This is a genomic window from Pantoea sp. PNA 03-3, assembly GCF_003201175.1.
GTDB lineage: Bacteria > Pseudomonadota > Gammaproteobacteria > Enterobacterales > Enterobacteriaceae > Pantoea > Pantoea stewartii.
In genome coordinates this window covers 169,919-194,932 of sequence record NZ_QICO01000004.1, presented here as the reverse complement: position 1 = coordinate 194,932, position 25,014 = coordinate 169,919, and the positions used below count along the sequence as shown (strand labels likewise).

26 protein-coding genes are annotated in these 25,014 nt (G+C 54.2%); 6 read left to right on the top strand and 20 right to left on the bottom strand.

The features are described from left to right. Positions 1 to 610: 610 nt before the first annotated feature. From mltC to C7433_RS13905, 5 genes are all read right to left on the bottom strand, one after another. Positions 611 to 1,690, bottom strand: coding sequence for a membrane-bound lytic murein transglycosylase MltC (gene mltC / locus C7433_RS13925; protein WP_033739669.1), 1,080 nt, complete (start codon positions 1,688 to 1,690; stop codon positions 611 to 613). A gap of 52 nt (positions 1,691 to 1,742) precedes the next feature. Then, the gene (locus C7433_RS13920; protein WP_006120869.1) at positions 1,743 to 2,015 is read right to left on the bottom strand and encodes an oxidative damage protection protein; all 273 of its coding nucleotides are present in this window, start codon (positions 2,013 to 2,015) and stop codon (positions 1,743 to 1,745) included. Further along, complete coding sequence (mutY, locus tag C7433_RS13915) at positions 2,015 to 3,100, bottom strand: A/G-specific adenine glycosylase (protein ID WP_110268431.1); 1,086 nt, start codon at positions 3,098 to 3,100, stop codon at positions 2,015 to 2,017. The genes C7433_RS13920 and mutY overlap by 1 nt, the downstream gene beginning before the upstream one ends. A gap of 248 nt (positions 3,101 to 3,348) precedes the next feature. Beyond that, positions 3,349 to 4,761 (bottom strand): melibiose:sodium transporter MelB, encoded by a 1,413-nt coding sequence (gene melB / locus C7433_RS13910; protein ID WP_110268371.1) that lies wholly within the window; start codon positions 4,759 to 4,761, stop codon positions 3,349 to 3,351. An 84-nt stretch (positions 4,762 to 4,845) separates the two neighbouring features. Beyond that, positions 4,846 to 6,201, bottom strand: coding sequence for an alpha-glucosidase/alpha-galactosidase (locus C7433_RS13905; protein WP_110268370.1), 1,356 nt, complete (start codon positions 6,199 to 6,201; stop codon positions 4,846 to 4,848). A gap of 252 nt (positions 6,202 to 6,453) precedes the next feature. Between C7433_RS13905 and melR the strand changes: the two genes are divergently transcribed. From melR to C7433_RS13885, 4 genes are all read left to right on the top strand, one after another. Next, on the top strand, positions 6,454 to 7,389 hold the full coding sequence (gene melR, locus C7433_RS13900; RefSeq protein ID WP_006120865.1) for a transcriptional regulator MelR: 936 nt from the start codon (positions 6,454 to 6,456) through the stop codon (positions 7,387 to 7,389). A 175-nt stretch (positions 7,390 to 7,564) separates the two neighbouring features. Continuing rightward, complete coding sequence (gene trmB, locus C7433_RS13895) at positions 7,565 to 8,284, top strand: tRNA (guanosine(46)-N7)-methyltransferase TrmB (protein ID WP_033739664.1); 720 nt, start codon at positions 7,565 to 7,567, stop codon at positions 8,282 to 8,284. After that, positions 8,284 to 8,610: a YggL family protein gene (locus tag C7433_RS13890; RefSeq protein WP_058702224.1), complete on the top strand. Its 327-nt coding sequence runs from the start codon at positions 8,284 to 8,286 to the stop codon at positions 8,608 to 8,610. The genes trmB and C7433_RS13890 overlap by 1 nt, the downstream gene beginning before the upstream one ends. 42 nt (positions 8,611 to 8,652) lie before the next feature. Continuing rightward, positions 8,653 to 9,369, top strand: a complete 717-nt coding sequence (locus tag C7433_RS13885; protein ID WP_110268369.1) for a DUF2884 domain-containing protein — start codon at positions 8,653 to 8,655, stop codon at positions 9,367 to 9,369. Between the two features lie 56 nt (positions 9,370 to 9,425). On the opposite strand, the gene C7433_RS13880 is transcribed toward C7433_RS13885, so the two are convergent. The 3 genes from C7433_RS13880 to C7433_RS13870 are packed head-to-tail and all read right to left on the bottom strand — an operon-like array spanning position 9,426 to position 11,603. Then, positions 9,426 to 10,802, bottom strand: a complete 1,377-nt coding sequence (locus C7433_RS13880) for a PTS ascorbate transporter subunit IIC (RefSeq protein ID WP_033739662.1) — start codon at positions 10,800 to 10,802, stop codon at positions 9,426 to 9,428. A 44-nt stretch (positions 10,803 to 10,846) separates the two neighbouring features. Next, positions 10,847 to 11,116 carry a PTS sugar transporter subunit IIB gene (locus C7433_RS13875; RefSeq protein ID WP_006120860.1) on the bottom strand — a complete coding sequence of 90 codons (270 nt, stop codon included), beginning with the start codon at positions 11,114 to 11,116 and terminating at the stop codon, positions 10,847 to 10,849. Between the two features lie 25 nt (positions 11,117 to 11,141). Then, a complete protein-coding gene (locus C7433_RS13870) occupies positions 11,142 to 11,603 on the bottom strand; it encodes a PTS sugar transporter subunit IIA (RefSeq protein WP_054633250.1) in 462 nt (153 codons plus the stop codon). Between the two features lie 456 nt (positions 11,604 to 12,059). Between C7433_RS13870 and C7433_RS13865 the strand changes: the two genes are divergently transcribed. Beyond that, positions 12,060 to 12,794, top strand: coding sequence for a GntR family transcriptional regulator (locus tag C7433_RS13865; RefSeq protein ID WP_039339294.1), 735 nt, complete (start codon positions 12,060 to 12,062; stop codon positions 12,792 to 12,794). A gap of 52 nt (positions 12,795 to 12,846) precedes the next feature. Here the strand turns inward: C7433_RS13865 and hemW are convergent, their stop codons facing one another. The 4 genes from hemW to C7433_RS13845 are packed head-to-tail and all read right to left on the bottom strand — an operon-like array spanning position 12,847 to position 15,868. After that, positions 12,847 to 13,986, bottom strand: a complete 1,140-nt coding sequence (gene hemW, locus C7433_RS13860) for a radical SAM family heme chaperone HemW (RefSeq protein ID WP_033739660.1) — start codon at positions 13,984 to 13,986, stop codon at positions 12,847 to 12,849. Next, positions 13,979 to 14,572: an XTP/dITP diphosphatase gene (locus C7433_RS13855; RefSeq protein ID WP_006120856.1), complete on the bottom strand. Its 594-nt coding sequence runs from the start codon at positions 14,570 to 14,572 to the stop codon at positions 13,979 to 13,981. Before C7433_RS13855 ends, hemW begins: the two co-directional genes overlap by 8 nt. Positions 14,573 to 14,593: 21 nt before the next feature. Beyond that, complete coding sequence (locus tag C7433_RS13850; protein ID WP_006120855.1) at positions 14,594 to 15,148, bottom strand: YggT family protein; 555 nt, start codon at positions 15,146 to 15,148, stop codon at positions 14,594 to 14,596. A 12-nt stretch (positions 15,149 to 15,160) separates the two neighbouring features. Beyond that, positions 15,161 to 15,868: a YggS family pyridoxal phosphate-dependent enzyme gene (locus C7433_RS13845; RefSeq protein ID WP_110268368.1), complete on the bottom strand. Its 708-nt coding sequence runs from the start codon at positions 15,866 to 15,868 to the stop codon at positions 15,161 to 15,163. Between the two features lie 15 nt (positions 15,869 to 15,883). On the opposite strand from C7433_RS13845, the gene C7433_RS13840 reads away from it, so the two are divergent. After that, the gene (locus tag C7433_RS13840) at positions 15,884 to 16,879 is read left to right on the top strand and encodes a type IV pilus twitching motility protein PilT (protein ID WP_110268367.1); all 996 of its coding nucleotides are present in this window, start codon (positions 15,884 to 15,886) and stop codon (positions 16,877 to 16,879) included. Here C7433_RS13840 and ruvX read toward each other — a convergent pair. The 8 genes from ruvX to C7433_RS13800 all read right to left on the bottom strand — a co-directional run bounded on the left by ruvX (position 16,876) and on the right by C7433_RS13800 (position 24,755). Beyond that, positions 16,876 to 17,292, bottom strand: coding sequence for a Holliday junction resolvase RuvX (gene ruvX, locus C7433_RS13835; RefSeq protein WP_110268366.1), 417 nt, complete (start codon positions 17,290 to 17,292; stop codon positions 16,876 to 16,878). The genes C7433_RS13840 and ruvX overlap by 4 nt on opposite strands. After that, positions 17,292 to 17,855: a YqgE/AlgH family protein gene (locus tag C7433_RS13830; RefSeq protein ID WP_033739653.1), complete on the bottom strand. Its 564-nt coding sequence runs from the start codon at positions 17,853 to 17,855 to the stop codon at positions 17,292 to 17,294. Before C7433_RS13830 ends, ruvX begins: the two co-directional genes overlap by 1 nt. Positions 17,856 to 17,934: 79 nt before the next feature. After that, entirely contained in the window at positions 17,935 to 18,885 is a 951-nt protein-coding gene (gshB, locus tag C7433_RS13825) for a glutathione synthase (protein WP_033739652.1), read from the bottom strand. Between the two features lie 112 nt (positions 18,886 to 18,997). After that, positions 18,998 to 19,729: a 16S rRNA (uracil(1498)-N(3))-methyltransferase gene (rsmE, locus tag C7433_RS13820; RefSeq protein ID WP_039339281.1), complete on the bottom strand. Its 732-nt coding sequence runs from the start codon at positions 19,727 to 19,729 to the stop codon at positions 18,998 to 19,000. Between the two features lie 74 nt (positions 19,730 to 19,803). Next, the gene (endA, locus tag C7433_RS13815; RefSeq protein ID WP_033739651.1) at positions 19,804 to 20,511 is read right to left on the bottom strand and encodes a deoxyribonuclease I; all 708 of its coding nucleotides are present in this window, start codon (positions 20,509 to 20,511) and stop codon (positions 19,804 to 19,806) included. 75 nt (positions 20,512 to 20,586) lie between these two features. Then, positions 20,587 to 21,099 carry a SprT family zinc-dependent metalloprotease gene (locus tag C7433_RS13810; protein ID WP_110268430.1) on the bottom strand — a complete coding sequence of 171 codons (513 nt, stop codon included), beginning with the start codon at positions 21,097 to 21,099 and terminating at the stop codon, positions 20,587 to 20,589. Between the two features lie 95 nt (positions 21,100 to 21,194). Next, the gene (locus tag C7433_RS13805) at positions 21,195 to 23,129 is read right to left on the bottom strand and encodes a methyl-accepting chemotaxis protein (protein ID WP_054687090.1); all 1,935 of its coding nucleotides are present in this window, start codon (positions 23,127 to 23,129) and stop codon (positions 21,195 to 21,197) included. A gap of 234 nt (positions 23,130 to 23,363) precedes the next feature. Then, entirely contained in the window at positions 23,364 to 24,755 is a 1,392-nt protein-coding gene (locus tag C7433_RS13800; RefSeq protein ID WP_006120845.1) for a sugar porter family MFS transporter, read from the bottom strand. Positions 24,756 to 25,014 lie beyond the last annotated feature (259 nt).

The window sequence follows — 25,014 nt, the reverse complement described above, 5'->3', positions numbered from 1 at the left end:
AGAGAACGGAGGCCAGGGCGGCGCGGCAGGGATGCCGCGACGAGGACGGCTGCGCCAGGGAGGGCGCATCCGGACGGCCCGTGAGGCCGGAGTGAGAGACGAAGGAACAGCGACGGCTGACGGCCGCCGGGATTGTTAAGGGGCTGGCGCGAGCCCCTTAACACGTCCGCCTGCACGGGCAGGCTGAAACTCCCGGTCGCCTGGCGGGCGGAACCCGCTCAGAGCAACCCGCAGCTCCCGCCACCAGGCGGGCGGAACCCGCTCAGAGCAACCCGCAGCTCCCGCCACCAGGCGGGCGGAACCCGCTCAGAGCAACCCGCAGCCCCGTCACCTGGTGAGCGGACCCCGCTCAGAGCAACCCGCAGCTCCCGCCACCTGGTGAGCGGAACCCATTCAGAGCAACCCGCAGCCCCCGCCACCTGGTGAGCAGAACCCGCTCAGAGCAACCCGCAGCCCCGCCACCAGGCGGGCGGAACCCGCTCAGAGCAATCCGCAGCTCCCGCTATCAGGCGGGCGAAACCCGCTCAGAGCAACCCGCAGCTCCCGCCACCAAGCGGGCGGAACCCGCTCAGAGCAACCCGCAGCACCTGCTGAGCGGAACCCCGCCAAATCAATACCTGTGATAACTCCGCTGCGCCGAACTCACCTTATACAAATACCGCCGCGATTCCGCCGACGGATGCTGCTTCGACAGCGTCTGATAAACCTGACCCGGCGACATACTGTTAATAATGGTAAAGGCACGATCTTTATCGCTGGAGAACACGCGCAGTACACTACCGGCGCCGCCGTTATAGGCGGTGATAACCGCATAGCGGCGTGAAACCGGATCCTGAATACCGGCCAGATAGTTGCTCTGCAGCAACGACAGATAGGCAGTACCGGCATCAATGTTGTTCTCGGGATCCAGCAGATAGCTGCGGCTCGGTTTGCCCCATTTGCCCTTCATGCGGAATACATCCACACCGGCGGTATGCTGCACTACCTGCATCAGCCCGAGCGCATCAGAATGGCTGACTGCGTAGGGGTTAAAGCTGGATTCGGTCTGCATAATAGCCAGAATCAGAGACGCATCTACACCGTACTCTTCGGCGGCTTTACGCACCATAGGCAGATATTTATGCGCACGCTTATCCAGATGGTTTGGCACCATCGGAATCGTGACCGAGTAGATTACATGCAGGCCGGACGTACGGCGTTGCAGTTTATTGGCAATCAAGTAGTCAGCAAAGGCCTGAGCACGTCCCTGCCAGCGAATCGCCTGACCGGTGTTATCCAGCACCTGTCCGTACAACAACGGCTCTTTACTGATCTGAATGTCGTTGGCATCAGAGTAGAGATCGACATTTCCCGGATCGTCGCCGATCAGTAACGTAGTCACGATCGCCTGACGCAGACTGGCGGCAGGATCGGTACCGGAAATGGTCTCAATGGTGATGTTCCCGCTTTCAAAGTTGATGTGGCTGCGGGTGTAATAATTGTCGGTGTATTTAACGTAGTCTTTCGGTCCGGCGATCAGGACCTCATTGATACCCCAGATGTTCTCAATGTTATGGGCGAATTGCCCCATCAGAATGTCAAATCCGTTGGTATCTTTGACCCATTCCTCTGAATATTCCGGATGTTTTTTACCGGAGCAGGACACCAAAAGGGGGGCAATCACCAGCAGGGCTATCAGCTTTTTATTCATCTAAAATACGTGCCTGACCTGGAAAACGGCCTCAACACGGAGGCCAATAAAGTTATGCTTCGGGTGGCGTGTAGCCTTCAATATGAACGTCTTTACCTTCGAACAGGAAATTGATCATTTCCTTTTCCAGCACTTTGCGATCGTCGGGATTCATCATATTGAGTTTTTTCTCGTTGATCAGCATCGTCTGCTTAGCCATCCATTGCTGCCAGGCTTCTTTCGAGATTTCATTGTAAATGCGTTTTCCCAGATCGCCAGGGTAGAGCTGAAAATCCTGCCCTTCAGCGTCGCGTTGTAAAAAAGTACAAAAAATGGTGCGGCTCATTACTCTTCCTCATTAATCTCACCGTCGCCCACAGGCAACGGCTGGGGATGGCGCAGTTCGTGTAAAAGACGCTCTACAGGTGCGGCTAATCCCACAGATGGCGGCAGCGTTAAGTTATACCAGAGACCGCCAGCTTCATCCATTAATGCCCCGGCAGAAGGCCATGACAGCCACATGGGAACGATATCCAGATGAAAATGGCTGAAGGTGTGACGAAATGCCGTAAGCTGCTGCGGTTTGGCATGGATGCCGCGCGTCGACAGCCAGGCGTTCAGATCGTCTTCGCTGGTGAACTGCGGGAAGCAGAATAAACCGCCCCATAAACCCACCGGCGGACGCTGTTCAAGCCAGACATTGTCGCCGTTTTGCATCATCAAAAACCAGCCGCTGCGTTCAGGCAACGTCTGCTTAGGTTTTTTGCCCGGATAGTTTGCCCAGCTGTTCGTCGCGCGGGCTTCGCAACCATCGCTGAGCGGGCAGATTTCACATTTCGGGCGCGAGCGGGTGCAAACCATGGCGCCCAGATCCATCATGGCCTGGTTAAACTGACTGACGCCCTCGGCTGGCGTCACGTCTTCACTAATTTGCCACAGACGTTTTTCAACATCTTTCCTGCCCGGCCAGCCAGCCACTGCGTAACAGCGAGCCAAAACCCGTTTCACGTTACCGTCCAGAATCGGGAAGTGCAGGCCCAGCGATAGCGATAAGATCGCACCCGCTGTCGAGCGGCCTACGCCGGGCAGCGCGGCGACGTCATCGTAGTTGCGCGGGAACGCGCCGCCGTGCACCTCAACCACCTGTTTGGCGGCTTTGTGCAGGTTACGCGCACGCGCGTAGTAACCCAGACCGGTCCAGAGATGCAGCACTTCGTCCAGCGGCGCGGCGGCCAGATCGCTGACGGTCGGAAAGCGCGCCATAAAGCGCTCAAAATAGGGGATAACGGTGGCGACCTGGGTTTGCTGTAACATCACTTCAGACAGCCACACCTTATAAGGTGTTTTCTCCAACTGCCACGGCAGGGTTTTGCGGCCAAAGCGTTGATACCAGTCCAGCACCTGTTGCGCGAACTGCGGGGCTTGCATCATAAAGGGGATATTTCCGTGATTACGCGACATTCAGGCGGGAATTCCAGCATAAGCGCCACTGAGAGTAAACCTGAAGATTGCAAAGGCCTGTTTCTTTCTGGTGGCCACTGAGGCCCGGTTGTCAGATAAGGCCGGTTACACACAAGAAGGCGATGGAAATGTTGCTGATAAAACACGGGTTGTTTCTCGTTTTCGGGCATAGCCGAAAGTCAGACTTAAAACAGAAGCCCCGGGTCGGGGCTTCGCGTTTAAATTTTTATCTCTTTGGTTGCTGCGATCGGCACCGCTTCCTTTTCCGGTGGCTTACGGTATTTATCCAGCAGGCGGATGTGAATTTTCCGTAGCATGTCGCCGTTCAGTGTATAGAAACGGAAATAGAGCAGCAGCGTCAGGGCAAAAAAGACAGCGGGCAGCACGATCATAATAAACTGCATGCCAGCAAGGGTTTCCTGCGACTGGTTGATGTTGGGCAGATAGCCAATCATGCCCAGCACGACAGCGATAAAGAAAGCCGCCAGCGCAGAGCCGCCTTTAACGACCATGGTTTGCACCGAATAGGCAATGCTTTCACAGCGCACATGCAGTTTGTATTCGCCGTAATCTACGGTATCCGCCACCATAATTACCTGAAGCACCCAGAAAAGCGCCGTTCCGGTATTGAATAAAATCCCGGCAATAACGATTAAGGATGTCGCGTGACTGCCTGCTAATGCCATAGCGAACAGCACACCGCCGCTCAGAATCGGCAGGGCAGACGCCGCCGCCCATAGTATCCGGCGTGACAGCAGATTCACTAATTTGGGGAACAGAACCAGTGTTGCCAGGTTCGCCGCGCCAGCATAGGAGAGGTAGTAAGGGAAGAGACTGGCATCGCCGATCACATAGGTAAAATAGTAAATCGCAAAACCGGTAATGATATTCGCCGCAATGTTATAGGCCAGCGCCATACCGAGCAGGCAGGCAAGCTGATCGTTGCGGTAGATAAGGCCGACGATCGCGCTCAGTCCCATCCGGCCGCCGTCCTGGGTCTGCGCGCCGTCTGATGAATAAACCTCATGAACATTACGCAGCGTGATGAGGGTTGCCGCGATGAAAAACACGATCAGGAGCAGGGTAAACATCTGAAAGCCAAAGCCGCGATCGTCGCCCCCGATATAACTGACAAACGGTAGCGCAATGCCGGCCGTGACAAAGGAAGCGAGGCTGGCAAAAAAGCGTGGCCAGGGCACCAGCTCTTCGCGCTCACGTTTGTCCAGCGTAATGGTCGGTACCAGTGACCAGAACGGAATATCCATTATGGTATAGGTCATTCCCCACAGAATGTAGGTGACCCAGACAAAAACCAGCTGTGTCGTCCCTTCAAACAGGTGGGCGCTAAATAACGCGAACAGCACCAGCGAGTTTGTCAGCGTGCCAGTTAAAATCCAGGGTTTAAATTTCCCCCAGCGAGAACGTGTAATGGTAACGATCCATCCCATAATGGGATCGTTAATCGCATCCCAGATCCGGGCGACTAAAAACAACGTGCCGACCATGCCAACCGATAATCCCACTACGTCGGTGTAGTAATACATCAGGTAGAGGTAAACAATGCCAATCGCGAAGTCTTTTCCAAACGCACCACATCCGTAACTGAGTTTTGTCGTTATCGAAATGCTCATCGGTTGCCGGGTCGCTGTTGCCAGCGCCCGCCCACTGTTATGACGTAGAATCGCGACCGGACCATAGCATCCGGCGACAAAGAATTAACGATGAAGCCAGGCGGGCAACCAACTGCCGTGCTCAGTGATGAGTTCGTCCACCAGTGCATAGATCTCATCAAGGCTTAATACCGCTGCCGTATGCGGATCCAGCATGGCGGCGTGATAAACCCGATCGCGGTTTTCAGTCAGAATGGCTTCGGTCAGCAGTGTCTGCACATTGATATTGGTTTGCATCATGGCGGCCAGATGTGACGGAATCGTGCCGACTTTGGTGGGCTGAATCCCATTGGCATCGACCAGACAAGCGACTTCCACGCAGCATCCCTGCGGCAGATTATCGATCAGGCTATCATTACGCACGTTGCCATAAATGACCGCCGGTTCGCCGGTCCAGATAGCGTTCATAATCGTGCTGGCGTACTCACGCGAGGGTTTGCTTTCAATACGTTCGGCGCGACGGTAACGTGCCAGTTCTGCTCGCCATTCCGCCAGTTGTTCTTCACAACGTTTGGGATATTCATCCAGCGGAATCTGATACCGTTCAATAAGATCTTCGCGGCCTGGTTTGATAAACCACGGTGTATATTCTGCGAAGTGCTCTGAGGATTCGGTGACGAAATAGCCCAGCTTTTTGAACATTTCATAGCGCACAATGTTGGGACAGCGCGTATTGCCGTGCAGGTTGGGCTTCGGCACCTGGCCAGCGTTCCAGGCCGCCAGCAGGTCGGGATAGAGATCAACGTAACTGCCGTCAGCGGTTTTACGCTCCAGCGTCAGATAAAACGCCATATGATTAATCCCGGCGCAGCGGTAACGCAGATCGGCAGGATTTAAATTCAGATCGTTGGCCAGTTCCTCCGCCGTTCCCTGTACCGAGTGGCACAGCCCAACCTGTTTGATATGGGGATAGCGCGCATACATTGCCCAGGTGTTCATCGCCATGGGGTTGACGTAATTAAGCAGGGTGGCATGCGGGCAGACTTCCGTCATGTCTTCGCAAATCTGCCACAGGTGCGGGATGGTGCGCAGGGCGCGCATAATGCCGCCGGGGCCCAGCGTATCGGCTATGGTCTGCTCCAGACCATAGCGTTTACAGACCTCAAAATCGGTGACGGTACAGGGCTGATAGCCGCCTATCTGAAAGGCGACCACGACAAAATCCGCATCCGCTAAGGCCGCTTTCTGCTCGCTGTGGCAGGTAATCTGGCCAGCCGCGCCCGCGGAATCCATAAGTTTACTGACGACGGTATAGGATTCTTCAAGCCGGGTTGCATCAATATCCATCAGGGCAATATGGGCCGATTTTAGCGCATCGCGATGGAAGACATCGCCAAGGATATTCTTGACGAAGATAGTGGAACCCGCGCCAATAAAGGTAATTTTGGGTGCAGACATCAGAACGCTCCATGACAGGGTGGGATAATCTCATGGTGGCACGCTGTGCGGGCGAAAACTTCCGTCTTATCGGATGAGCATTCCCAAAAACTCAGATCAGATGCTGGCAACGAACAGATCTGAGTTTTTGGGATAAATTAACGTAAAAAGAAGAGTATCTGGTCTGAAAGAGCGCTTAGTATAGGGAATCCACTGCTGTTTTTGACCGTCTCCGCGGGTACGCTGGGCGGGGTTCTGATAATTCAGGAGAGAATCATGACGACATTACAGCCCGTTGCCACGCTGCCGCCCGATCCGCATATGTGCAGCAGTGACGAAAAGCAAACCCGCAGCCCGCTGTCGCTCTATTCCGAATATCAACGTATGGATATCGAACTGCGTCGGCCTCTGGCGATGAGCAGCTGTCACTGGCATGGGCAGGTTGAGGTCAATGTGCCGTTCGACGGGGACGTGGAATATTTAATCAATAATGAAGTCGTGCAGATTAAGCAGGGCTATATCACGCTGTTTTGGGCCTGTACACCGCACCAGCTTACCCGGCCCGGTAACTGCCAGAACATGGCTATCCTTAATCTGCCGATGCATCTGTTTCTGTCATGGCCGCTCGACCGGGAACTCATCAATCATGTCACACATGGCATGGTGATTAAGTCTGTGGCAAAACAGCAGCTCAGCGCCTTTGAAGTGCAGCGCTGGCAGCAGGAACTGAACAGCCCGGATGAACAGATTCGCCAGCTTGCTGTGGATGAAATTGGCCTGATGCTTAAACGCTTTAGTCTGTCAGGGTGGCAGCCTGTGCTGGTGAACAAAACGTCGCGGACACACAAAAACAGCGTGTCGCGCCATGCGCAGTTTTATGTCAGCCAGATGCTGAGCTATATTGCCGACAATTATGACCAGGCTCTGACAATCAATGACGTCGCAGAGCACGTCAAGCTTAATGCAAACTATGCCATGGGCATCTTTCAACGCGTCATGCAGCTTACGCTAAAACAGTACATTACCGCGATGCGCATTAACCATGTCCGGGCGCTGCTGAGCGATACCGATATTACCGTGCTGGATGTGGCGCTGACGGCCGGCTTCCGTTCCAGTAGTCGCTTTTACAGCACCTTTGCCAGGTATGTCGGCATGTCGCCACAACAGTACCGCAAGCTCAGCCAGCAACGGCGGCAGACCATGACGTTATAATTCTGTTTCCGGCCAGCAGCCTCCCAGGCAATTTTCTTGCATTACTCTACACTCAGGCAGGAAAACGCATGTCAAAACACGCCGGGTGCGCGCGGAAAGTGGCAAAGGCTTGCTTCTGCTTTTGAACTTTGCATAATGCCCGTTTCCCTGAACAGGCTAACCAGCAGGCTTCAACATGATTAATGACGTCATCACCCCAGAATATGATGAAAATGGACGCCCGTTGCGTCGGATTCGTAGTTTTGTGCGCCGCCAGGGCCGCTTAACCAAAGGCCAGCAGCAGGCGCTGGACAACTACTGGCCGGAAATGGGTGTTGAATATCAGCCAGAGCCCATTGATTTGCCCGCGCTGTTTGGGCGCGATGCGCCTGTCACGCTGGAGATCGGTTTTGGTATGGGCGCGTCGCTGGTCACCATGGCGCAAAATAATCCGCATCAAAACTTCCTGGGCATCGAAGTGCATGCGCCCGGCGTGGGAGCCTGCCTGGCGTCGGCGAAAGAGGCCAATGTCAGCAATCTGCGGGTGATGTGTCATGATGCGGTGGAAGTGCTGGAGAAAATGATCCCGGATAATTCACTGCGCATGGTTCAGCTGTTCTTTCCCGATCCGTGGCATAAAGCCCGTCACAACAAACGCCGTATCGTGCAGGTGCCGTTTGCCGAGCTTGTGATGCGTAAACTGAAACTGGGCGGTGTGTTCCATATGGCGACCGACTGGGAAGCCTATGCCGGGCATATGCTTGAGGTGATGAGCAGCATCGCGGGTTATCGAAACCTGTCTGAAGACAATACGTATGTGCCGCGTCCTGAGACGCGTCCACTGACCAAATTTGAGCAGCGCGGGCAGCGTTTGGGCCATGGCGTTTGGGATTTAATGTTTGAGAGGGTGAAATAATGGCCACACAACGCAGCCGTCGTTTACGTAAAAAATTGCATATTGATGAGTTTCAGGAGCTGGGCTTTTCCGTAGCCTGGCGCTTCCCGGACGGCACCTCTGAAGAGGTTATCGACGATACGCTGAATCAGTTTATTAACGAAGCGATCGATCCCAATGGCCTGGCTTATGACGGCAGCGGCTATCTGGCCTGGGAAGGGTTAATCTGCCTGCAGCAAACCGGTAAATGCACCGAGGAACATCGCGAGCTGGTACGTAAATGGCTGGAAGATCGCCAGTTACTGGATGTGAAGGTGACCGAACTCTTTGACGTCTGGTGGGACTAAGTTACCAGCGATGTCGCTTTCACACCCAGACAGGGAGAACGTATGATTCGTAACGTGCTGGTCGCTGGCCTCTTGCTGGCGGCAACGCAGGCCCAGGCGGCCTGGGAATGCAGCGTTAAACCACAGGATGATGTGGTCATTAGCCCACAAAACGTGCAGGTCGTTGGCGCAAACGGCAATCTTGTGATTTCGCCGCAGGGCGATGTGCAGTTCAACGGGCAAAAAATCACGATGAACGCCGCCAGTCGTCAGCAGGCCATTAATTACCAAAATGCGTTACGTCGCGATCTGCCGTGGATCGATAATGGTGCCACGTCCCGTCTGGATAAAGGTCGGCTGGCGCTGGATAAGATCATCACTGAGCAGGTAGGGGAATCAAGCCGCTTGCACAGCCGACTGGCCACGCTGAATGCCCAGTTAAAAACCCAGATGAACCGCATTATTGAACATCGCAGTGACGGACTGACGTTCCATCACCAGGCGATCGATCAGGTTCGTGCCGATGGGCAGCAACTGGTGAATCAGGCGATGGGCGGTATCCTGCAGGACAGCATTAATGAGATGGGGACGAAAGCCATGACCAACGGTGGCGGCAGCGGGCTGCAGGGGTTGATGGGTAACCTTGGTGGTCTCCAGAACGCCATTCAGAGCGAATGGAATAATCAGGAAACGGACTTCCAGCAGTTTGGTAAAGACGTCTGTAACCGGGTTATCTCGCTGGAAAAAGACCGTAAAACGCTGGTTAAATCATTTAATTAACCCGTTTTATGTCCTGCCCTGTTAAGAAGGGGCTGAATCATCAGCCCCATTTTGTCTCAGTCGCTGTTAGCTTCTTTGGTCACGGTCTTGTTACCGGCGACATAGTTATAGATCACCAGCAGCGCAAAGATGCCCGTAATAATCATGGTAATGGTGCCTTTATCGAGGAACCTCGCCATGTTACCCAGCAGAATCCCTGTCACGCCAAAGTCCGTATCTGAGAATGTGGTATTCGTCAGACCAATCGCACCCAGCACAGGCAGTAACGCAACCGGCAGGAAGGTAATCAGAATACCGTGTGCAAAGGCGCCAATCATCGCACCCCGCTTGCCGCCCGTCGCATTGCCAAAGACGCCCGCCGTCGCCCCGCAGAAAAAGTGCGGCACCACGCCGGGCAAAATCAGCACCCAGTGCAGCTGCCCAAGGATAAACAACCCGACGAGTCCACCGATAAAGCTGGAAATAAAGCCGACCAGAACGGCATTGGGCGCATAGGGAAACACGATAGGGCAGTCCAGAGCAGGACGCGCGCTGGGCACCAGCTTCTCTGAAAACCCCGTAAAGGCCGGTACAATCTCCGCCAGAATTAAGCGCACGCCCTGCAGGATAATAAAGACCCCGGCAGCAAAGGTAATGGCCTGCACAAACGAATACACCAGATAGTTTTGACCATGACTGAACTGACTTTCAACATACTCTCTGCCCGCCGAGACGGACAAAATAAAATAGATGATCATCATGGTCAGAGAGATGGAGATGGTACTGTCGCGCAAAAAGCTCAGGTTTTTGGGCATGTTCATCTCTTCGGTGGACTTTGAACCTTTGCCAACTATAGAGCCTATCCAGCCTGACAGGACATAACCCACCGTGCCGGTATGAGCCAGCGCAACCTGATCGTGACCGATAATTTTACGCATATAGGGCTGAGCCAGGGCCGGGAAAAAGGCCATCAGCATGCCCAGCGTCAGCGAACCGGTATAAATCAGCTGCACACCTTCAAAACCGGCAACGGACAGAATAATGGCAATCATACAGGCCATATAGAAGGTGACGTGGCCAGAGAGATAGATATATTTCAGGCGGGTAAAGCGGGCGACGGTAATGTTTGCCACCATGCCGAACGCCATAATCAGCGTGGTAGGCGCGCCGTATTTCGCCAGCGCGATGGATACCATCGCTTCGTTATTAGGAATAATGCCCTGAACGTTGAATGCGTGCTTAAAAATATCGCCGAGCGGCGTCAGCGAGCCCACCAGAACGGTGGCACCGCCTGCCAGCACTAAAAAGCCCAGAATCGTTTTTACCGTTCCCTTTATCACATCCGGCAACGGCTTGCGCTGCGCGATCAGGCCGAACATCGCGACTAACCCGACCAGAATCGAAGGGACTTTCAGCACATCGACAACTACCAGTAAAAGGTTTTGTATAAACATAATAACCTCAGCGGTAAGTGTTCTTATCAAAGGGGATAACGGTGTTATTTGTTGAAGTAGTCGCGAATTTTCTGCTCAACTTCTTTCAGGTCGATGATGTTGTTGATGATAATGACTTTTTCCGGGGGCAGATTAGCGCTGTAGGCAATGTCTTTTGCCATCACGAATACGTCTGCGACGTCCGGCGTCACCGAGCCGAGGTCGGCATGTTCGACCTCCGCCGTCATATCAATCGCTTTAAGCACTTTTTTGATGTTCATTTCCATCATGAAGCTGCTTCCCAGGCCTGAACCACACACTGCCATAATTTTCATAACTACCTCTTCTTATTTGAAATTGTTAACTGATAAGGTCGTCTGCCAGCAGAACCGTGCACAGTTCCTGCTGGCTTTGTGCGTGATAAACGCGTTGCATGATGTCCTCGTCTGTCAGCACTTCAGCCAGCTGCGAAATCATCTCGATATGGCTGTTGCTGTCAGGGGCCGAGAACATAAAAAGGATGTCGACAGGATCGTTTTCATCAGCATCAAAGTTGACAGGGGTTGCCAGTTTCACGACGGACAAGCCCAGTTTCTTCGCGCCCTGTTCAGGACGCGCATGTGGCATCGCGATTCGGGGGGCGATCACGAAGTAGGGGCCGGTCTCTTCTTTGAGCCGGACGATGGTGTCAATGTAATCCTGCGAAATAGCGCCTTCACGGCAGAGAGGATTACCGGTGACCTGAATCGCCTCTTTCCAGTCGGAAACGCGCTCAATGTATTGAATTTTTTCAGCATTCAGCCATTGGGTAAGATTTGCCATACGGTGTCCTGGATAAAAAAGTTGGGCCAGCAGGCAGGCTGCTTGTCATTGCAAGATGTACAGTCAGCTTTTTGCCTTTTTCAGGCGGTCAACCTGTTTGTTTTTCCTGATTCTCTTCCACACACGTCAGGGTAGATAAAAAGTCAAAACCAGTTATTTGATTAGTAATGACTTTTATTGCTAAAGCAGGCGTCAGTTCTGACAATTGCCTGTTGCACAAATTTATTTATACGTATAGACATGTTTAACATGTCTAGTCATCTTGATGATGCACCTCGACCTGTACAGATACAATATGCAAGAATCAATTCTGGCTGGACAGGCGACACTGGAGTGCAAAATCGTTAGCTGGATCACACTGGTTCCTGTCTCACTCATACGCAGCGACGGAAATCAGGCATACAGGCGATGCGGCGGCGCACCGCAGGCACGGGCTTACTATTCGGGAACAGCGTGATGTTCGATGGCATAACAGAGAAACAAAAAGAGGTTGTCGACTATATTCTGACCAAGATCATGCAGGACGGACTGCTGCCGGGCGACAAGCTGGATACCGAAATTGCGATAGCAAAGAACATCGGTATCACCCGGGCGACGGTACGGGAAGCAACCCGTATTCTGATTGAGCAGCAGCGTATTTATCGCGTGAAGGGGTCGGGACTGTTTGTCGGTTCTATCGGCAAGAGCAATCACGCTGGCCGGTTCCATGCGCTTTCGCCCTTCGATTATCAGGCTCATAAAAAAGGCCATAAAGCGGTCAGAAAGGTGCTCACTGCCAGCATCATCAAGGTGCCCGGACCGGAGATGGCGCAGGCGTTACGTATCAGAAACAGCGATCAGATATACAAAATTCTTCGACTGATGTGCTTTGACGATATTCCCGTGGCGCTGGAATATATCCACCTGCCTGTCAGCCTGTTCAGCAGCATGGAGTTTGGCCGGCTGGAAATCTCGAAATACTCTTACATTGAACAAATCACCGGCAAAAAGATTCAGCGCCGCGACCAGCAGCTTAATGCGATTAACGTGACCGACAGTGAGCAACTCAGACTGCTGAATTTTAGTGCGAATGAGGCGGCGCTGGAGATTAATGAGACGGTTTATCTGGATGATGGCATGCCCTGCGAGGTGAACATTGCCATCATCAATACCCGGTTGTTGCAACTGAGACAGAATACCGAGCGCGGATAAGGATTCGGCCTCCTTCATACAGCCGCAGTTTGCACGCCGAACCCGAAGCGCGTTACTCGTCGGCCAGGAACAGTTCCAGTAGCGAGTTCAGAAACAGTTTGCCCTTCTCGGTAATTTGCCAGATGTCCGCTGTTTCAGTGATGTAACCTGCGGCAATAGCCTGATCGAGCTGTGGACGAATCAGCGCTTCATTCAGTCCGGTATAGCGGCTGAAGTCCGCGCGTGGCGCAGGCTCCAGCAACCGGAAACGGTTCATAAAGAACTCGAACGGCTTGTCACTGTCTGCTACCTCGTACTGTTTATCGAGATAGTTGCCCTTCATAAAACCCCGCGGATGGCGCACTTTGACCGTGCGAACAATACGGCCATCGGGTTGGGTCAGCTTGCCATGGGCACCACAGCCAATCCCAAGATAATCGCCAAAACGCCAGTAATTCAGGTTGTGCTCACAGCGGTATCCCGGTTTGGCATAGGCCGATGTTTCATATTGCTCATAACCGGCAGCGGTCAGCAGCTGATGTCCCTGCTCAAAGATGTCCCACAACGCATCGTCGTCGGGCAATTTAGGCGGACGTGAGCCAAACAACGTATTCGGTTCGATGGTCAGCTGATACCAGGACAAATGCGGAGGATTAAGCGCGATCGCCTGACGCAAATCGTCCAGCGCTTCCGTCAGTGACTGGTCGGGCAAACCGTGCATCAGATCGAGGTTAAAGCTGCGGAGGTTCAGGCCCTGCGCCAGCGCCGCGGCGCGCTTCGCTTCCTCGGGACCATGGATGCGACCGAGACGTTCCAGCTTCTGCGGGCTAAAGCTTTGTACCCCAATGGAGATGCGGTTAATCCCGGCGCGCTGATAGGCGCTGAAACGGTCGGCTTCGACCGTGCCTGGATTCGCCTCCATCGTAATCTCCGCCCCTTCTGCCAGCGTCAGGCGCGCGCGTACGCCATCCATCAGCATCTGCATCGCGCTACTGCTTAACAGGCTTGGCGTTCCGCCACCGATAAATATCGTGCGCACGTCACGTCCGTGAATCAGCGGCAGATCGTTTTCAAGATCGCGCAGCAGGTGCTGCACATACTCAATGTGCGGCACCTCATCTTTTAACGCGTGAGAATTAAAATCGCAGTAAGGGCATTTCTGGACGCACCAGGGAATATGGATATATAAACTCAGCGGGGGTAAATCAGGCATTACGCATCGCTTCCAGTAACAGCGTCAATGCTTTACCTCGATGAGAGACTTTTCCTTTCTCTGCTTTTGTCAGCTCGGCGGCGGTTTTACCCAATGCCGGAATGTAGAACACCGGGTCGTAGCCGAAGCCGCCTTCACCGGCTGGGGTGCGGGTGATTTCGCCGTCCCAGGCGCCGTGAAACACCAGCGGCGTCGGATCGGCAGCGTGACGTAAATACACCAGCACGCAGTGGAACTGGGCCTGACGCTGTCCGTCCGGGGTGCTTTCCAGCGCCTGAAGCAGCTTTTCCAGGTTCTGTTGGTCACTGGCGTCGTCACCGGCATAGCGGGCCGAATAAATGCCCGGCGCGCCGCCCAGCGCGTTGACGGCCAGCCCGGAGTCATCTGCGATAGCGGGCAGCCCGGTCACCTGCGCGGCATGGCGCGCTTTCAGGATGGCGTTTTCAATAAAGGTCAGGCCGGTCTCCTCGGCGGATTCAACGCCGAGGTCGGTTTGCGCCACGATATCCAGTCCAAAGGCGGAGAGCAGATCCGCCAGTTCACGGACTTTGCCGGGATTACCGGTGGCAAGAACAACTTTTTGCATAACAGTTCCAGTTTGGTTCATTTACAGCAAATACCAGAGACCCGGGAACAGGTCCATGCCGAGGAAATTCAGGGCATACAGCACCAGAATGACGATCATGGCGGAGAAGTCGATGCCGCCCATCGCGGGCAGAATGCGGCGAATCGGCGCCATTAACGGCTCGGTCAGCTGAATCAGCACATAGTCCATCGGACCGCGGCCCTGGCTGATCCAGCTCATCAGGGAACGGATAATAATGACCCAGAACACCAGATAACCGGCGGATTTCAGTAGCGACAGCAGGCCGACCAATAAGTTAGCGGGATCGACAGAGAACACGCCGACCTGAATCAGCAGCAGAAGCGGATATTTCAGCGTAGTGAGCACAAACGCCAGCAGCAGAGAAGCCGTATCAATCGGACCCAACGCAGGCAGAATGCGACGCAACGGTTTCACAATCGGCTGAGTGATCTTCACGACAAACTGGGCAAGCGGATTATAAAAATCGCAACGTGACCACTGCATCCAGATGCGCAGCAACAGCACCATGACGTAGAGATCGATTAGCGTTTTTACCAAAAACGTCATTGTTAACATGAAGTTCCTCAATTATTGTTGTGAAGGCTGTGTGTAATCACGTGCGCCAAATATTGCGGTGCCAATGCGCACCAGGGTGCTGCCTGCGGCAATCGCCGCCTCCATATCATCACTCATTCCCATCGACAGCGTATCAACATCACTATAGTGCTGTTTTAACTGGTGAAATGCATCAGCCATTTGCTGACATACCGCCAGCTGTTTCTGATAATCCTGTTCGGGTGCCGGAATCGCCATCAGCCCGCGCAAACGCAAACGCGGCATCGCGGCAATAGCCTGCGCCAGTTCGTCGACGGCCTCCAGCATGATGCCAGATTTGCTGTTTTCGTCACTGATATTTACCTGAATCAGCACATTGAGCGGTGCCAGATGTTCAGGCCGCTGATCGTTAAGCCGCTGTGCAATCTTCAGACGATCAAGGGTGTGGCACCAGGCAAAGTGTTCTGCCACCAGTCGGCTTTTATTGGACTGCAGCGGGCCAATGAAGTGCCATATCAGATTGAGATGTGAGGTCAGCGCCTGAACCTTTTCAACCCCTTCCTGAACGTAATTTTCCCCGAACGCGAGCTGACCCGCCGCCGCCGCTTCTTCGACTGCGCTCGCAGGTTTCGTTTTGCTCACTGCAAGTAGCGTAATTTCTTCGGGAGCCCGGCCGCAACGCCTTGCAGCAGCGGCGATTCGCTGGCGGACTTGCTGTAGGTTGTGCTGGATTGAAGTCATAGTCGGGAGAACACAATGAATCTGGATGAAATCGTGGCGCTTAGTGTAAAGCATAACGCTGCCGATCTGCACCTTTGTAGCGGACATTTGCCGTACTGGCGGCGTCAGGGCAGGCTGGAGCCGCTGCCCGATCGGTCTGCGCTGTCACCTGACTGGATGGCGCAGTTTACGTCGGTGTGGCTGGACAGCGAACAGCAGCAGCAACTTAAGCGGGAAGGGCAACTGGATTTCGCGTTGACCCTGGCGGCGGGACAGCGCCTGCGCGCCAACCTGTTTATGCAGCGTAACGGGCTGTCTCTGGCGCTACGCACCATCGCCAGCGAATGCCCGACGCTGACCGATCTGCGCGTACCGGAAGGGGTGCAGGCGTTACTGAAGAAACGGGACGGACTGATATTAATCACCGGGGCGACGGGCAGCGGTAAGTCGACCACCCTCGCGGCAATGGTGGATGCGATTAACCGGCAGCAGGCCCGCCATATCCTGACCCTGGAGGACCCGATTGAGTTTATCCATCACAGTCAGCAATCTCTGATTCAACAGCGTGAAGTCGGTATGCATTGCCGGAGTTTCAGCCAGGGCCTGAAAGCCGCACTCAGGGAAGATCCTGACGTTATTATGCTGGGGGAACTGCGCGACAGCGATACCATTCGTCAGGCGCTCACTGCCGCAGAAACCGGCCATCTGGTGCTGGCCACGCTGCACACGCGCGGTGCGGTGCAGGCGGTAGACAGGCTGGTGGATGTGTTTCCTGCGGAGGAAAAAAATCTGGTGCGCACTCAACTGGCAAGCAGCCTCAACGCAGTGATCGCGCAGCAACTGGTGCCAGCCTGTGATGAGAAGAGGACCGGGCTGTTTGAAGTATTGATGGCGACCAGTGCCGTGGTCAATCTGATTCGGGAAGGCAAAATGCATCAGATTCCGGCGCTTCTGCAAACCGGCGCTCGGGCCGGGATGCAGACATTCGAACAGAGCCGCGCAGCCCGTCAGGCTGAAGGGGTCATTCGCTAGTGAGTGTCGAACCAGTCCTGCAGGATAATGGCCGCTGACTGTGAATCGATCGACCCTTTGTTCAGCGCACGGTAACCGCCACGCTCAAACAGGCCCGCACGGGCTTCAACGGTACTGAGGCGTTCGTCCTGCAGCTCCACGCGAATGCCGAAACGCCCGTGTAAGCGGTTGGCAAACTTGCGCGCACGCGCGGTCAGTGGCTGTTCGCTGCCGTCCATATTAAGCGGCAATCCCACCACCACAAAATCAGGCTGCCACTCTTTCAGCAACTTTTCGATTTGCAGCCAGTCAGGCGTACCGTCCTGTGCTTTGAGGGCACTTAACGGACGGGCGCTGCCCGTCAGCTGCTGCCCGACGGCAACGCCAATGCTTTTGGTGCCGAAGTCGAAGCCTAACAAGGTTTGATGTGTCATCAGGCGTGACCTGCATCGCTGGCCATATTGTGAATATCCACCCCGATGCTTCGTGCCGCTTCGCGCCAGCGCTCAGCGATGGGCGTCTGAAACAGAATATTGCTGTTTGCGGGGGTGGTCAGCCAGGCGTTTTCCATCAGCTCATTTTCAAGCTGATCTTTTTCCCAGGCGCAATAGCCCAGCGCCACCAGAACATGATCGGGCTGATCGGCGGTACCTATGGCTTCCAGGACATCGCGTGATGTCGTGATCACCGTGTTGTCTGAGACACGGATGCTGGAGGTAAACGTGCGCTGGGCAGAGTGCAGGATAAATCCGCGATCTTCTGCCAGCGGGCCGCCGCTGAATACCGGCTTATCCAGGTTGATTGCCGGATCGCGGTTTTCCTCGGCAATCTTGAGCTTTTTCAAAATGCCTTCAACCGTCAGGTTTTCCATAGGCTTGTTAATAATCAGCCCCATTGCCCCTTCTTCGTTGTGCTCGCAAATGTAGACCACAGAACGTTTGAAAAAGGGATCCTGCAACGCTGGCATGGCAATCAAAAAGTGATGCTGTAAATTCATTCTCACATGCTTTACCAAAGATAACCGGTGCGTAAAGTCAGCACCGGTGTTGGGTTGATCACGGAGCATGGTCCCAGCGTTATGCTGAGCCCAGACGCTTCTCAATGGCATCCATCAGCATACCGGTGATGGACACAGGGAAAGCGGCCTCGATTTCACGAATGCATGTTGGGCTGGTCACGTTAACTTCTGTCAGTCTATCACCAATAATATCGAGTCCGACAAAAATCAAGCCTTTGGCTTTAAGCGTGGGTCCGACTTTGCGGGCGATCGCCCAGTCACTTTCGCTCAGCGGGCGCGCTTCACCGCGTCCACCGGCGGCCAGGTTACCACGGGTTTCACCGCCTTGAGGGATACGCGCCAGGCAATAGGGAACGGGTTCGCCATCGACGACCAGTACGCGTTTGTCGCCCTCTTTGATCGCTGGCAGATAATTTTGCGCCATGCAGTAGCGGCTTTCATGCTCTGTCAGCGTTTCGGCGATTACGCCAAAGTTCGGGTCATCCTGCTTCACGCGAAAGATGGATGCCCCACCCATGCCGTCCAGCGGCTTCATAATCACATCGCCATGCTCCTGCCAGAACGCACGGAGTTGCTGCTTCGAACGGGTCACCAGCGTATCCGGCGTAAATTCAGCAAACCAGGCGGTATAGAGTTTTTCATTGCAGTCGCGCAGGCTTTGCGGCTTGTTAACGATCAGCGTGCCCTGTTCTTCGGCACGTTCCAGAATGTAGGTGCAGTAGATGAATTCGGTATCGAACGGTGGGTCTTTGCGCATCAGGACGACATCAAGATCGGCCAGTTTGATCTGCTGTTCGCTGCCAAACTGGTACCAGCTCGCGGCATTCTGTTCCACGCTGAGCAGGCGCGTGCGGGCAAAGGCCACGCCGCCGCGGAGGGAGAGATCGTTCATCTCCATATAGTGAATTTCGTAGCCCCGGCGCTGGGCTTCCAGCAGCATTGCAAAGCTGGAGTCTTTCTTAATGTTGATGGATGCGATCGGGTCCATCACGATGCCAAGCTTAATCATTATTCTCTCCTGAAGGAGGCGGCACTAACCGTCTCGTTCCGTTCGGGCAAAAGGGGCTGATCTATCAGGCTGGCGGTGAGGCTGCATGACCTGAACGTGCTAAAAGTATCGCTTAACCCAGGTCGCCAAACCTCACCTGAAGTGCCGTAATGGCCGTCAGCGCGGTGGTTTCGGTGCGTAAAACGCGTGGGCCAAGCAAAATATCCGTAAATCCATGCTGTGCCGTCATGGCAATTTCTTCAGCGGACAGCCCACCTTCCGGGCCAATCAGCAACCTGACGCGCTCGACCGGTTGGGGCAAGGTGTTAATACTGTGGCTGGCGCGCGGATGCAGATTCAGTTTTAACCCACTTTCCGCTTCACTGCACCAGGCTTCCAGCGTCATCGCCGGACGGATTTCCGGTACCCGGTTACGGCCACACTGTTCACAGGCGGCAATCGCAATCTTTTGCCATTGCTGAATTTTTTTCGCCAGACGTTCGGCGTCCAGTTTGACACCACAGCGCTCAGAAAACAGCGGCGTGATGACATTAACGCCCAGTTCGATTGATTTCTGGATGGTAAATTCCATTTTTTCGCCACGCGACATCACCTGGCCGAGATGGAGATAAAGGGGCGATTCACGATCGTCTGTCTGACTCGCTGTGATGGATACTTTTACACGTTTTTTATCAACTTGCGTGATTTCTGCTGCGAAAGTCAGATTACTGCCATCAAACAGTTCCAGATGCTGTCCGCTGGTCATGCGTAATACGCGACCAACATGGTTAGAGGCATCGTCATCCAGTGTAATCTCACTGCCAACATGCAGCGGCTGTGAGTGAAAAATGCGAGGTATGCGCATAAAGTACCTGAGAGCAAAACGCCGCGCGATCCACGCGGCGAGGCCGTAAAGACAGTTAGTTTAGGGCAGGGATTTTAACGCTTGCAAGCTTCGAGCACATAAGGATTATGATTCCCCTGAACCCGTGCGATACGTTGGTCTCGCTCGCATTCCCACTGGCTGACCGGATAGAGCTTGTTCCAGGCCGTAAATAGCTGGGTTTGCTGGCGCGACAAGCGCAGATGATATTGATCGCGCATATAGAAGTAGGTGCGCGCGATGGCACCGCGGGCCCGTTCTGGTGGCTCTGCCTGTTTGTTTTTAAAATCAATGTGCATGCTGCACTGACCATATTGCTTCTCTGTCCCGTTCCACTGGCTGTAAGCAAAGTTACCCCGGTCGCCGTTTACTTCACCTATTGCCGGTTGCAGATTGTGCAGATCGGTCTCCATATGGCGATAGTCGGCATCTTTACTGCAGTTTTTGCGTCCACCATTCTGCCAGCACTGACGTTGATGACCGAACTCCCAGGCAGGCATCACGTGCTCCCACTCGATGCGCGCGGCACGGTTGGCATTTTTACGCGGTTGATAACCGCAGCTGCTCAGATCAGGTTCGCCCTTTTTACCGTGCCAGGTCATTTTGCAGCCGCAATAAAAGCTGCCCGGTGCATCGGCATTAATCTCGGCCGCATAAGCTTTTGCCTGCTGAAAATTATTCTGATGGTAATTATTCAGGTTAAGCGCGGTAGCATGAAAGGAGGCCAGCAGCAGCGCGGCGGTCATGATTATTTTGTGAGACATATTCCAGTTATCACCTTGATCCTAAAAAGGGCGGCAGGGTACCAGAATGCGGGGGCAGGCGGAATGAGAATCCGGTCAGGATGGAAGGAAAAGGCCGGCTTTTAATACGTTGCCGCAATGGACACAGCGGTATTCGCTTTCGCCGCGAATCACGCGATTATGACGCCGTACGGTAAGGTGGTGCTGCTGGCACTGACAGCGGTAGGCAAAGGTGCGACTACGGACGGACGCGACTTCAAAACGGTGGGTACGCTGGGCCGGAACACCGAGGACGGTTTCCATCATCCACTTCCACTCTTTCCCGTGCGGTGCCACGCGACCAAAGGTCTTCCACACCAGCAAATGGGCCAGTTCGTGAGGGACGACTTCATCAATAAACGCCTGTTGGTTCTCCAGCAGCAGCACAGGATTGAGGCGAATCTCCCATTTTTCCAGCCAGGCGGTACCGGCGGCGGTGCCCCGTTGCTGATAAACCAGCGTGGGCTCAGGGTAGGTGCGTTCAAGCGTGCGATTAGCGCGCTCAAGAGCATCACGCAGGGCGCGCATAACGGCTTGTTGCAGGGCAATCGGAAGACGAGGTGTTTTCATGGCGCTCAGCATAAGCGCCGCAGAGGCGGAACTCAATATGAATGCGCGGGGCAAAGATGGCGATGCCCGTCTGTCACGACGGACATCGCCACGGCTTAATGGAACTGCGCGACGGTTTGTGCCAGCTGGCGGGCCTGATCCTCAAGCGAACTGGAGGCCGCCGACATCTGCTGAACCAGTGCCGCATTTTGCTGAGTCGTGCCGTCCATTTCATTAACGGCAATGGTGACCTGAGCGATACCGCGCGCCTGTTCATCGGATGCGGCAACAATTTCACCGATGATGCGCTGCACGGATGAAACGGCATTTGTCATTTCATGCATGGTTTTGCCCGCATCATTGACCAGCACAACGCCATTCTCGACGCGCAGCGCTGACTCTTCAATCAGGGCGGCGATGTCCTTTACGGCACTGGTGGTGCGCTGCGCCAGGTTACGCACTTCTGAGGCCACCACGGCAAATCCGCGTCCCTGTTCCCCTGCACGTGCCGCTTCAACGGCGGCGTTAAGCGCCAGAATATTGGTCTGGAAAGCAATGCTGTTAATCAGCGTGGTGATATCACCAATTTTCTGCGAGCTTTCATCGATCTTCGCCATGGTTGTCACGACCTGATCCACCAGCGTTTCGCCACGGTTAGCGATACGGGTGGCATTTTCCGTCAGGCCTGTCGCCTGTTGTGCGTTGTCAGCGTTCATACGAATGGCCGCGCTAATCTGTTCCATGCTGGCCGCAGTTTCCTCCAGGGCGGCAGCCTGCTCCTCAGTTCGGGAGGACAGGTTCAGGTTGGCGCTGGCGATTTCGCCCGCGCCCTGCTGGACAGAGAGGCTGGCATCTTTGATTTGGCCGACCATCGTCCTAAGCTGTGACTGCATGGTACTCAACGCGTAGAACAGACTACGGCTATCGTCGGGCGCAACGCCAATGCTGTTGTTTAACCGCCCCTCAGCCACAGCCAGCGCGATACGCGCAGCCTCTGCCGGTTCACCACCCAGCGGGCGCATCACTTTGCGACTGAACAGCAGCCCCAGTACGGCACCCACCGACAGGATGCTGATGATCATCAGCCCGATGGCCCAGTACAGCTGGCGGTCAGCGGCCGCCATCACCTGACTGACGGGCGCCACGATCCCGACATACCAGGGTTTATCACTCTTCCCAACGCGCACGGGATACCACGTATACATGGCCTGTTCTTTGAGCACCGGATCGTATTGCTCCGTCACGTTGGTACTGGTGCTGTTTACGTTCCCCGGCCATTTCTTGCCCGCTTCACTTGTATCGGGGGAGGAAATCACGTTACCGCTGTTCGAAATCAGCAGCGCGTAACCGGTGCCTTGCCAGGGTTTGATCTGGTTGATTTTTTTCTGGATAGACGACAGCAGAATATCCGAGCTGACGACCAGTTTTAGCTTATCGTTCACCATGACAGGCGTGGCGACTGAGGTTAACCACTCGGGTTTCGCGCCATCATAGGCGAAGCTGTAGGGTTCAATCAGCGTGTCTTTAAGCGTTTCTTTCGGCAGCAGATAGTAATTGCCCGCACCGGGTTGTAAAAAATCCAGCGCCGGATTCATTTTAAAATGCCCGTCTTTATCCCGATCAATATACCAGGCATAGCGCCCCTCGGGTGGCATTCCCTGCTGGCCGGCGAAAGCACTGTCACGACCGTCGAAGGCGTTGGGTTCGAACACCACGGTCATCGATACAAAGTCAGGATTTTTCTGCAGGGCATATTCCATGAGCTTATGGGCAACGTTGCGATCGGTCACGCCGGCCGCTGGCAGCGCGGCAAGGCTTTGCCCCAGGTTTTGTGCCGCGTCCAGTGCATGTGTCAGTTCCTGTTGAATTTGTCCGGCATGGCTGGCAGCAATTTGTTGCAGGTAGTCAGCGGCCAGAGATTTTTGCGCTTTTGAAGACTGCCAGCTGAGCAATCCGATGGTCGCTGCAAAGCCCACGACAATCGTCATTCCCCCTGCCAGCAGCATCTGAGCCCGAGTGCTCATTGTCTTTTTTACGCTGGGGTTGTTCATTGGATTTCCTGATGAAAATAAAGTCTGAAAACGGGTTTTTATAAGGGAAACGTCAGGTCATTTATCGGCGTATATTTTTTCGACTTTAACGAAAGAAAAGCGAAGCGGGGCGGCGCAAGCCAGGCGTGGCAGGGTTTGAGCGTGAATACGCTGAGCTGTTGGCGTGGGTAAAGGGTTAAAAAAAGCCAGTCAGTTTACACTGACTGGCTTTCACGGACGCGGGCGCGAAGGAATTTACTGGCCGATATCGCGCAGTTTTTTACCCGCCATCAGGTTACGTTCAATATGTTCCAGCGACACGTTTTTAGTCTCCGGAATGAGCATAACGGTGAGCACAATAAAGAACACGTTCAGCAGCGCGTAAACCCAGAAGGTCGGTGCATTACCCAGCGTGTTCAGCATGGTCAGGAAGGTTGCGCCAACGATCATATTGGCAATCCAGTTGGTGGTGGTTGAAACCGTGATACCAAAATCACGCCCTTTCAGCGGCTGAATTTCGGAACACAGTACCCAAATCAACGGACCGGCTGACATGGCGAAGCCCACGATAAACATCAGCAGCATACCAATGGCGAAGTACTGCGCGCCTGGTGTATGGATGCCCATGTGCAGCATAGTGCCCAGGATGCCCATACCGGCAGCCATGACCAGGAAGCCCAGAATCAGTGTAGGCTTACGGCCCCAGCGATCCACCAGGCCAATGGCGATGAAGGTGGCCAGTACGTTAACCAGACCGACAATAACCGTTCCCCACATCTGCTGAGTCGTATTCGCAAAACCGGCGATCTCAAAGATTTTCGGCGCGTAATACATGATGACGTTCATCCCGGTGAACTGCTGCATCACCTGAAGCAGAATGCCGAGGAAGACCGCGCGGCGGAAGTTGGCGTTATTGGTAAACAGACCCCAGCCAGACTGCTTCACTTTCAGGCTTTCGCGGATCTCATCCAGTTCGCGTTTTGCCTGTTCACTGGTGTCACGCAGACGATCCAGAACACGCTGTGCGTCGCGGAAGTTGCCTTTCGCCGCCAGCCAGCGCGGGCTGTTCGGCAGGAAGAACACACCAATCAGCAGCAGAATGGCAGGGATCGTGATCACGCCCAGCATCCAGCGCCAGTTTCCGGTAAAGCTAAATGCGGTATCGGAGAGATACGCACCCAGAATACCGATGGTAATCATCAGCTGGTACAGCGAGATCATGCTGCCGCGGATTTTCTCTGGTGCGATTTCAGAAAGGTAAAGTGGCGCGGTATACGAGGCGACACCCACGGCGAGACCTAACAGTACGCGCGCGCAGATCAACATTTCCGGATTAGGTGCCATCGCTGACCAGAGTGATCCAATGACAAACAGAATCGCACCGGCCATCAGGCTTTTTTTACGGCCCAGACGTGATGACATCCAGCCGCTGCCGATAGCACCAATGGCTGCACCAAACATCATGGAGCTGACAATCCACTCCTGTTGGTGGGCAGTAACATTAAAGTCCTTAGCGATAAAGGGCAGGGCACCTGCGATAACGCCGATATCCAGCCCAAAGAGCAGGCCTGCGAGCGCTGCCAGAAAGCAGACAAATAAGGTCATTGCCTTATTTGAGGTTCTGCTTTTATGTGAGTTGCCAGGCATGGTTGCCTCCAAATTATCCATCATTGTTGTTATCGATGTTAAAAAACCTTATCTGGGTTAAAAGTGAGCCCGATCACATTGATGTAATCGCTTACACATGCTGAAACCCTGAAATCCAGCATTTACAACCCAGAAAGGTCAAGTAACCAGTGAGGTATAGTACCCTCGAAGTTTCTGACAATGTCCTGATTAACGCCTATCAGATGACGCTGAAAATAACGCATTTTTAAAAGAATAACTACGGCGATAAATTCCTAAA

What these genes read in the sequence shown, in the direction of transcription:
- mltC (WP_033739669.1), bottom strand. Translation starts at nt 1,690, where the DNA reads ATGAATAAAAAGCTGATAGCCCTGCTGGTGATTGCCCCCCTTTTGGTG.
- C7433_RS13920 (WP_006120869.1), bottom strand. Translation starts at nt 2,015, where the DNA reads ATGAGCCGCACCATTTTTTGTACTTTTTTACAACGCGACGCTGAAGGG.
- mutY (WP_110268431.1), bottom strand. Translation starts at nt 3,100, where the DNA reads ATGATGCAAGCCCCGCAGTTCGCGCAACAGGTGCTGGACTGGTATCAA.
- melB (WP_110268371.1), bottom strand. Translation starts at nt 4,761, where the DNA reads ATGAGCATTTCGATAACGACAAAACTCAGTTACGGATGTGGTGCGTTT.
- melR (WP_006120865.1), top strand. Translation starts at nt 6,454, where the DNA reads ATGACGACATTACAGCCCGTTGCCACGCTGCCGCCCGATCCGCATATG.
- trmB (WP_033739664.1), top strand. Translation starts at nt 7,565, where the DNA reads ATGATTAATGACGTCATCACCCCAGAATATGATGAAAATGGACGCCCG.
- C7433_RS13890 (WP_058702224.1), top strand. Translation starts at nt 8,284, where the DNA reads ATGGCCACACAACGCAGCCGTCGTTTACGTAAAAAATTGCATATTGAT.
- C7433_RS13885 (WP_110268369.1), top strand. Translation starts at nt 8,653, where the DNA reads ATGATTCGTAACGTGCTGGTCGCTGGCCTCTTGCTGGCGGCAACGCAG.
- C7433_RS13880 (WP_033739662.1), bottom strand. Translation starts at nt 10,802, where the DNA reads ATGTTTATACAAAACCTTTTACTGGTAGTTGTCGATGTGCTGAAAGTC.
- C7433_RS13875 (WP_006120860.1), bottom strand. Translation starts at nt 11,116, where the DNA reads ATGAAAATTATGGCAGTGTGTGGTTCAGGCCTGGGAAGCAGCTTCATG.
- C7433_RS13870 (WP_054633250.1), bottom strand. Translation starts at nt 11,603, where the DNA reads ATGGCAAATCTTACCCAATGGCTGAATGCTGAAAAAATTCAATACATT.
- C7433_RS13865 (WP_039339294.1), top strand. Translation starts at nt 12,060, where the DNA reads ATGTTCGATGGCATAACAGAGAAACAAAAAGAGGTTGTCGACTATATT.
- hemW (WP_033739660.1), bottom strand. Translation starts at nt 13,986, where the DNA reads ATGCCTGATTTACCCCCGCTGAGTTTATATATCCATATTCCCTGGTGC.
- C7433_RS13855 (WP_006120856.1), bottom strand. Translation starts at nt 14,572, where the DNA reads ATGCAAAAAGTTGTTCTTGCCACCGGTAATCCCGGCAAAGTCCGTGAA.
- C7433_RS13850 (WP_006120855.1), bottom strand. Translation starts at nt 15,148, where the DNA reads ATGTTAACAATGACGTTTTTGGTAAAAACGCTAATCGATCTCTACGTC.
- C7433_RS13845 (WP_110268368.1), bottom strand. Translation starts at nt 15,868, where the DNA reads ATGACTTCAATCCAGCACAACCTACAGCAAGTCCGCCAGCGAATCGCC.
- C7433_RS13840 (WP_110268367.1), top strand. Translation starts at nt 15,884, where the DNA reads ATGAATCTGGATGAAATCGTGGCGCTTAGTGTAAAGCATAACGCTGCC.
- ruvX (WP_110268366.1), bottom strand. Translation starts at nt 17,292, where the DNA reads ATGACACATCAAACCTTGTTAGGCTTCGACTTCGGCACCAAAAGCATT.
- C7433_RS13830 (WP_033739653.1), bottom strand. Translation starts at nt 17,855, where the DNA reads ATGAATTTACAGCATCACTTTTTGATTGCCATGCCAGCGTTGCAGGAT.
- gshB (WP_033739652.1), bottom strand. Translation starts at nt 18,885, where the DNA reads ATGATTAAGCTTGGCATCGTGATGGACCCGATCGCATCCATCAACATT.
- rsmE (WP_039339281.1), bottom strand. Translation starts at nt 19,729, where the DNA reads ATGCGCATACCTCGCATTTTTCACTCACAGCCGCTGCATGTTGGCAGT.
- endA (WP_033739651.1), bottom strand. Translation starts at nt 20,511, where the DNA reads ATGTCTCACAAAATAATCATGACCGCCGCGCTGCTGCTGGCCTCCTTT.
- C7433_RS13810 (WP_110268430.1), bottom strand. Translation starts at nt 21,099, where the DNA reads ATGAAAACACCTCGTCTTCCGATTGCCCTGCAACAAGCCGTTATGCGC.
- C7433_RS13805 (WP_054687090.1), bottom strand. Translation starts at nt 23,129, where the DNA reads ATGAACAACCCCAGCGTAAAAAAGACAATGAGCACTCGGGCTCAGATG.
- C7433_RS13800 (WP_006120845.1), bottom strand. Translation starts at nt 24,755, where the DNA reads ATGCCTGGCAACTCACATAAAAGCAGAACCTCAAATAAGGCAATGACC.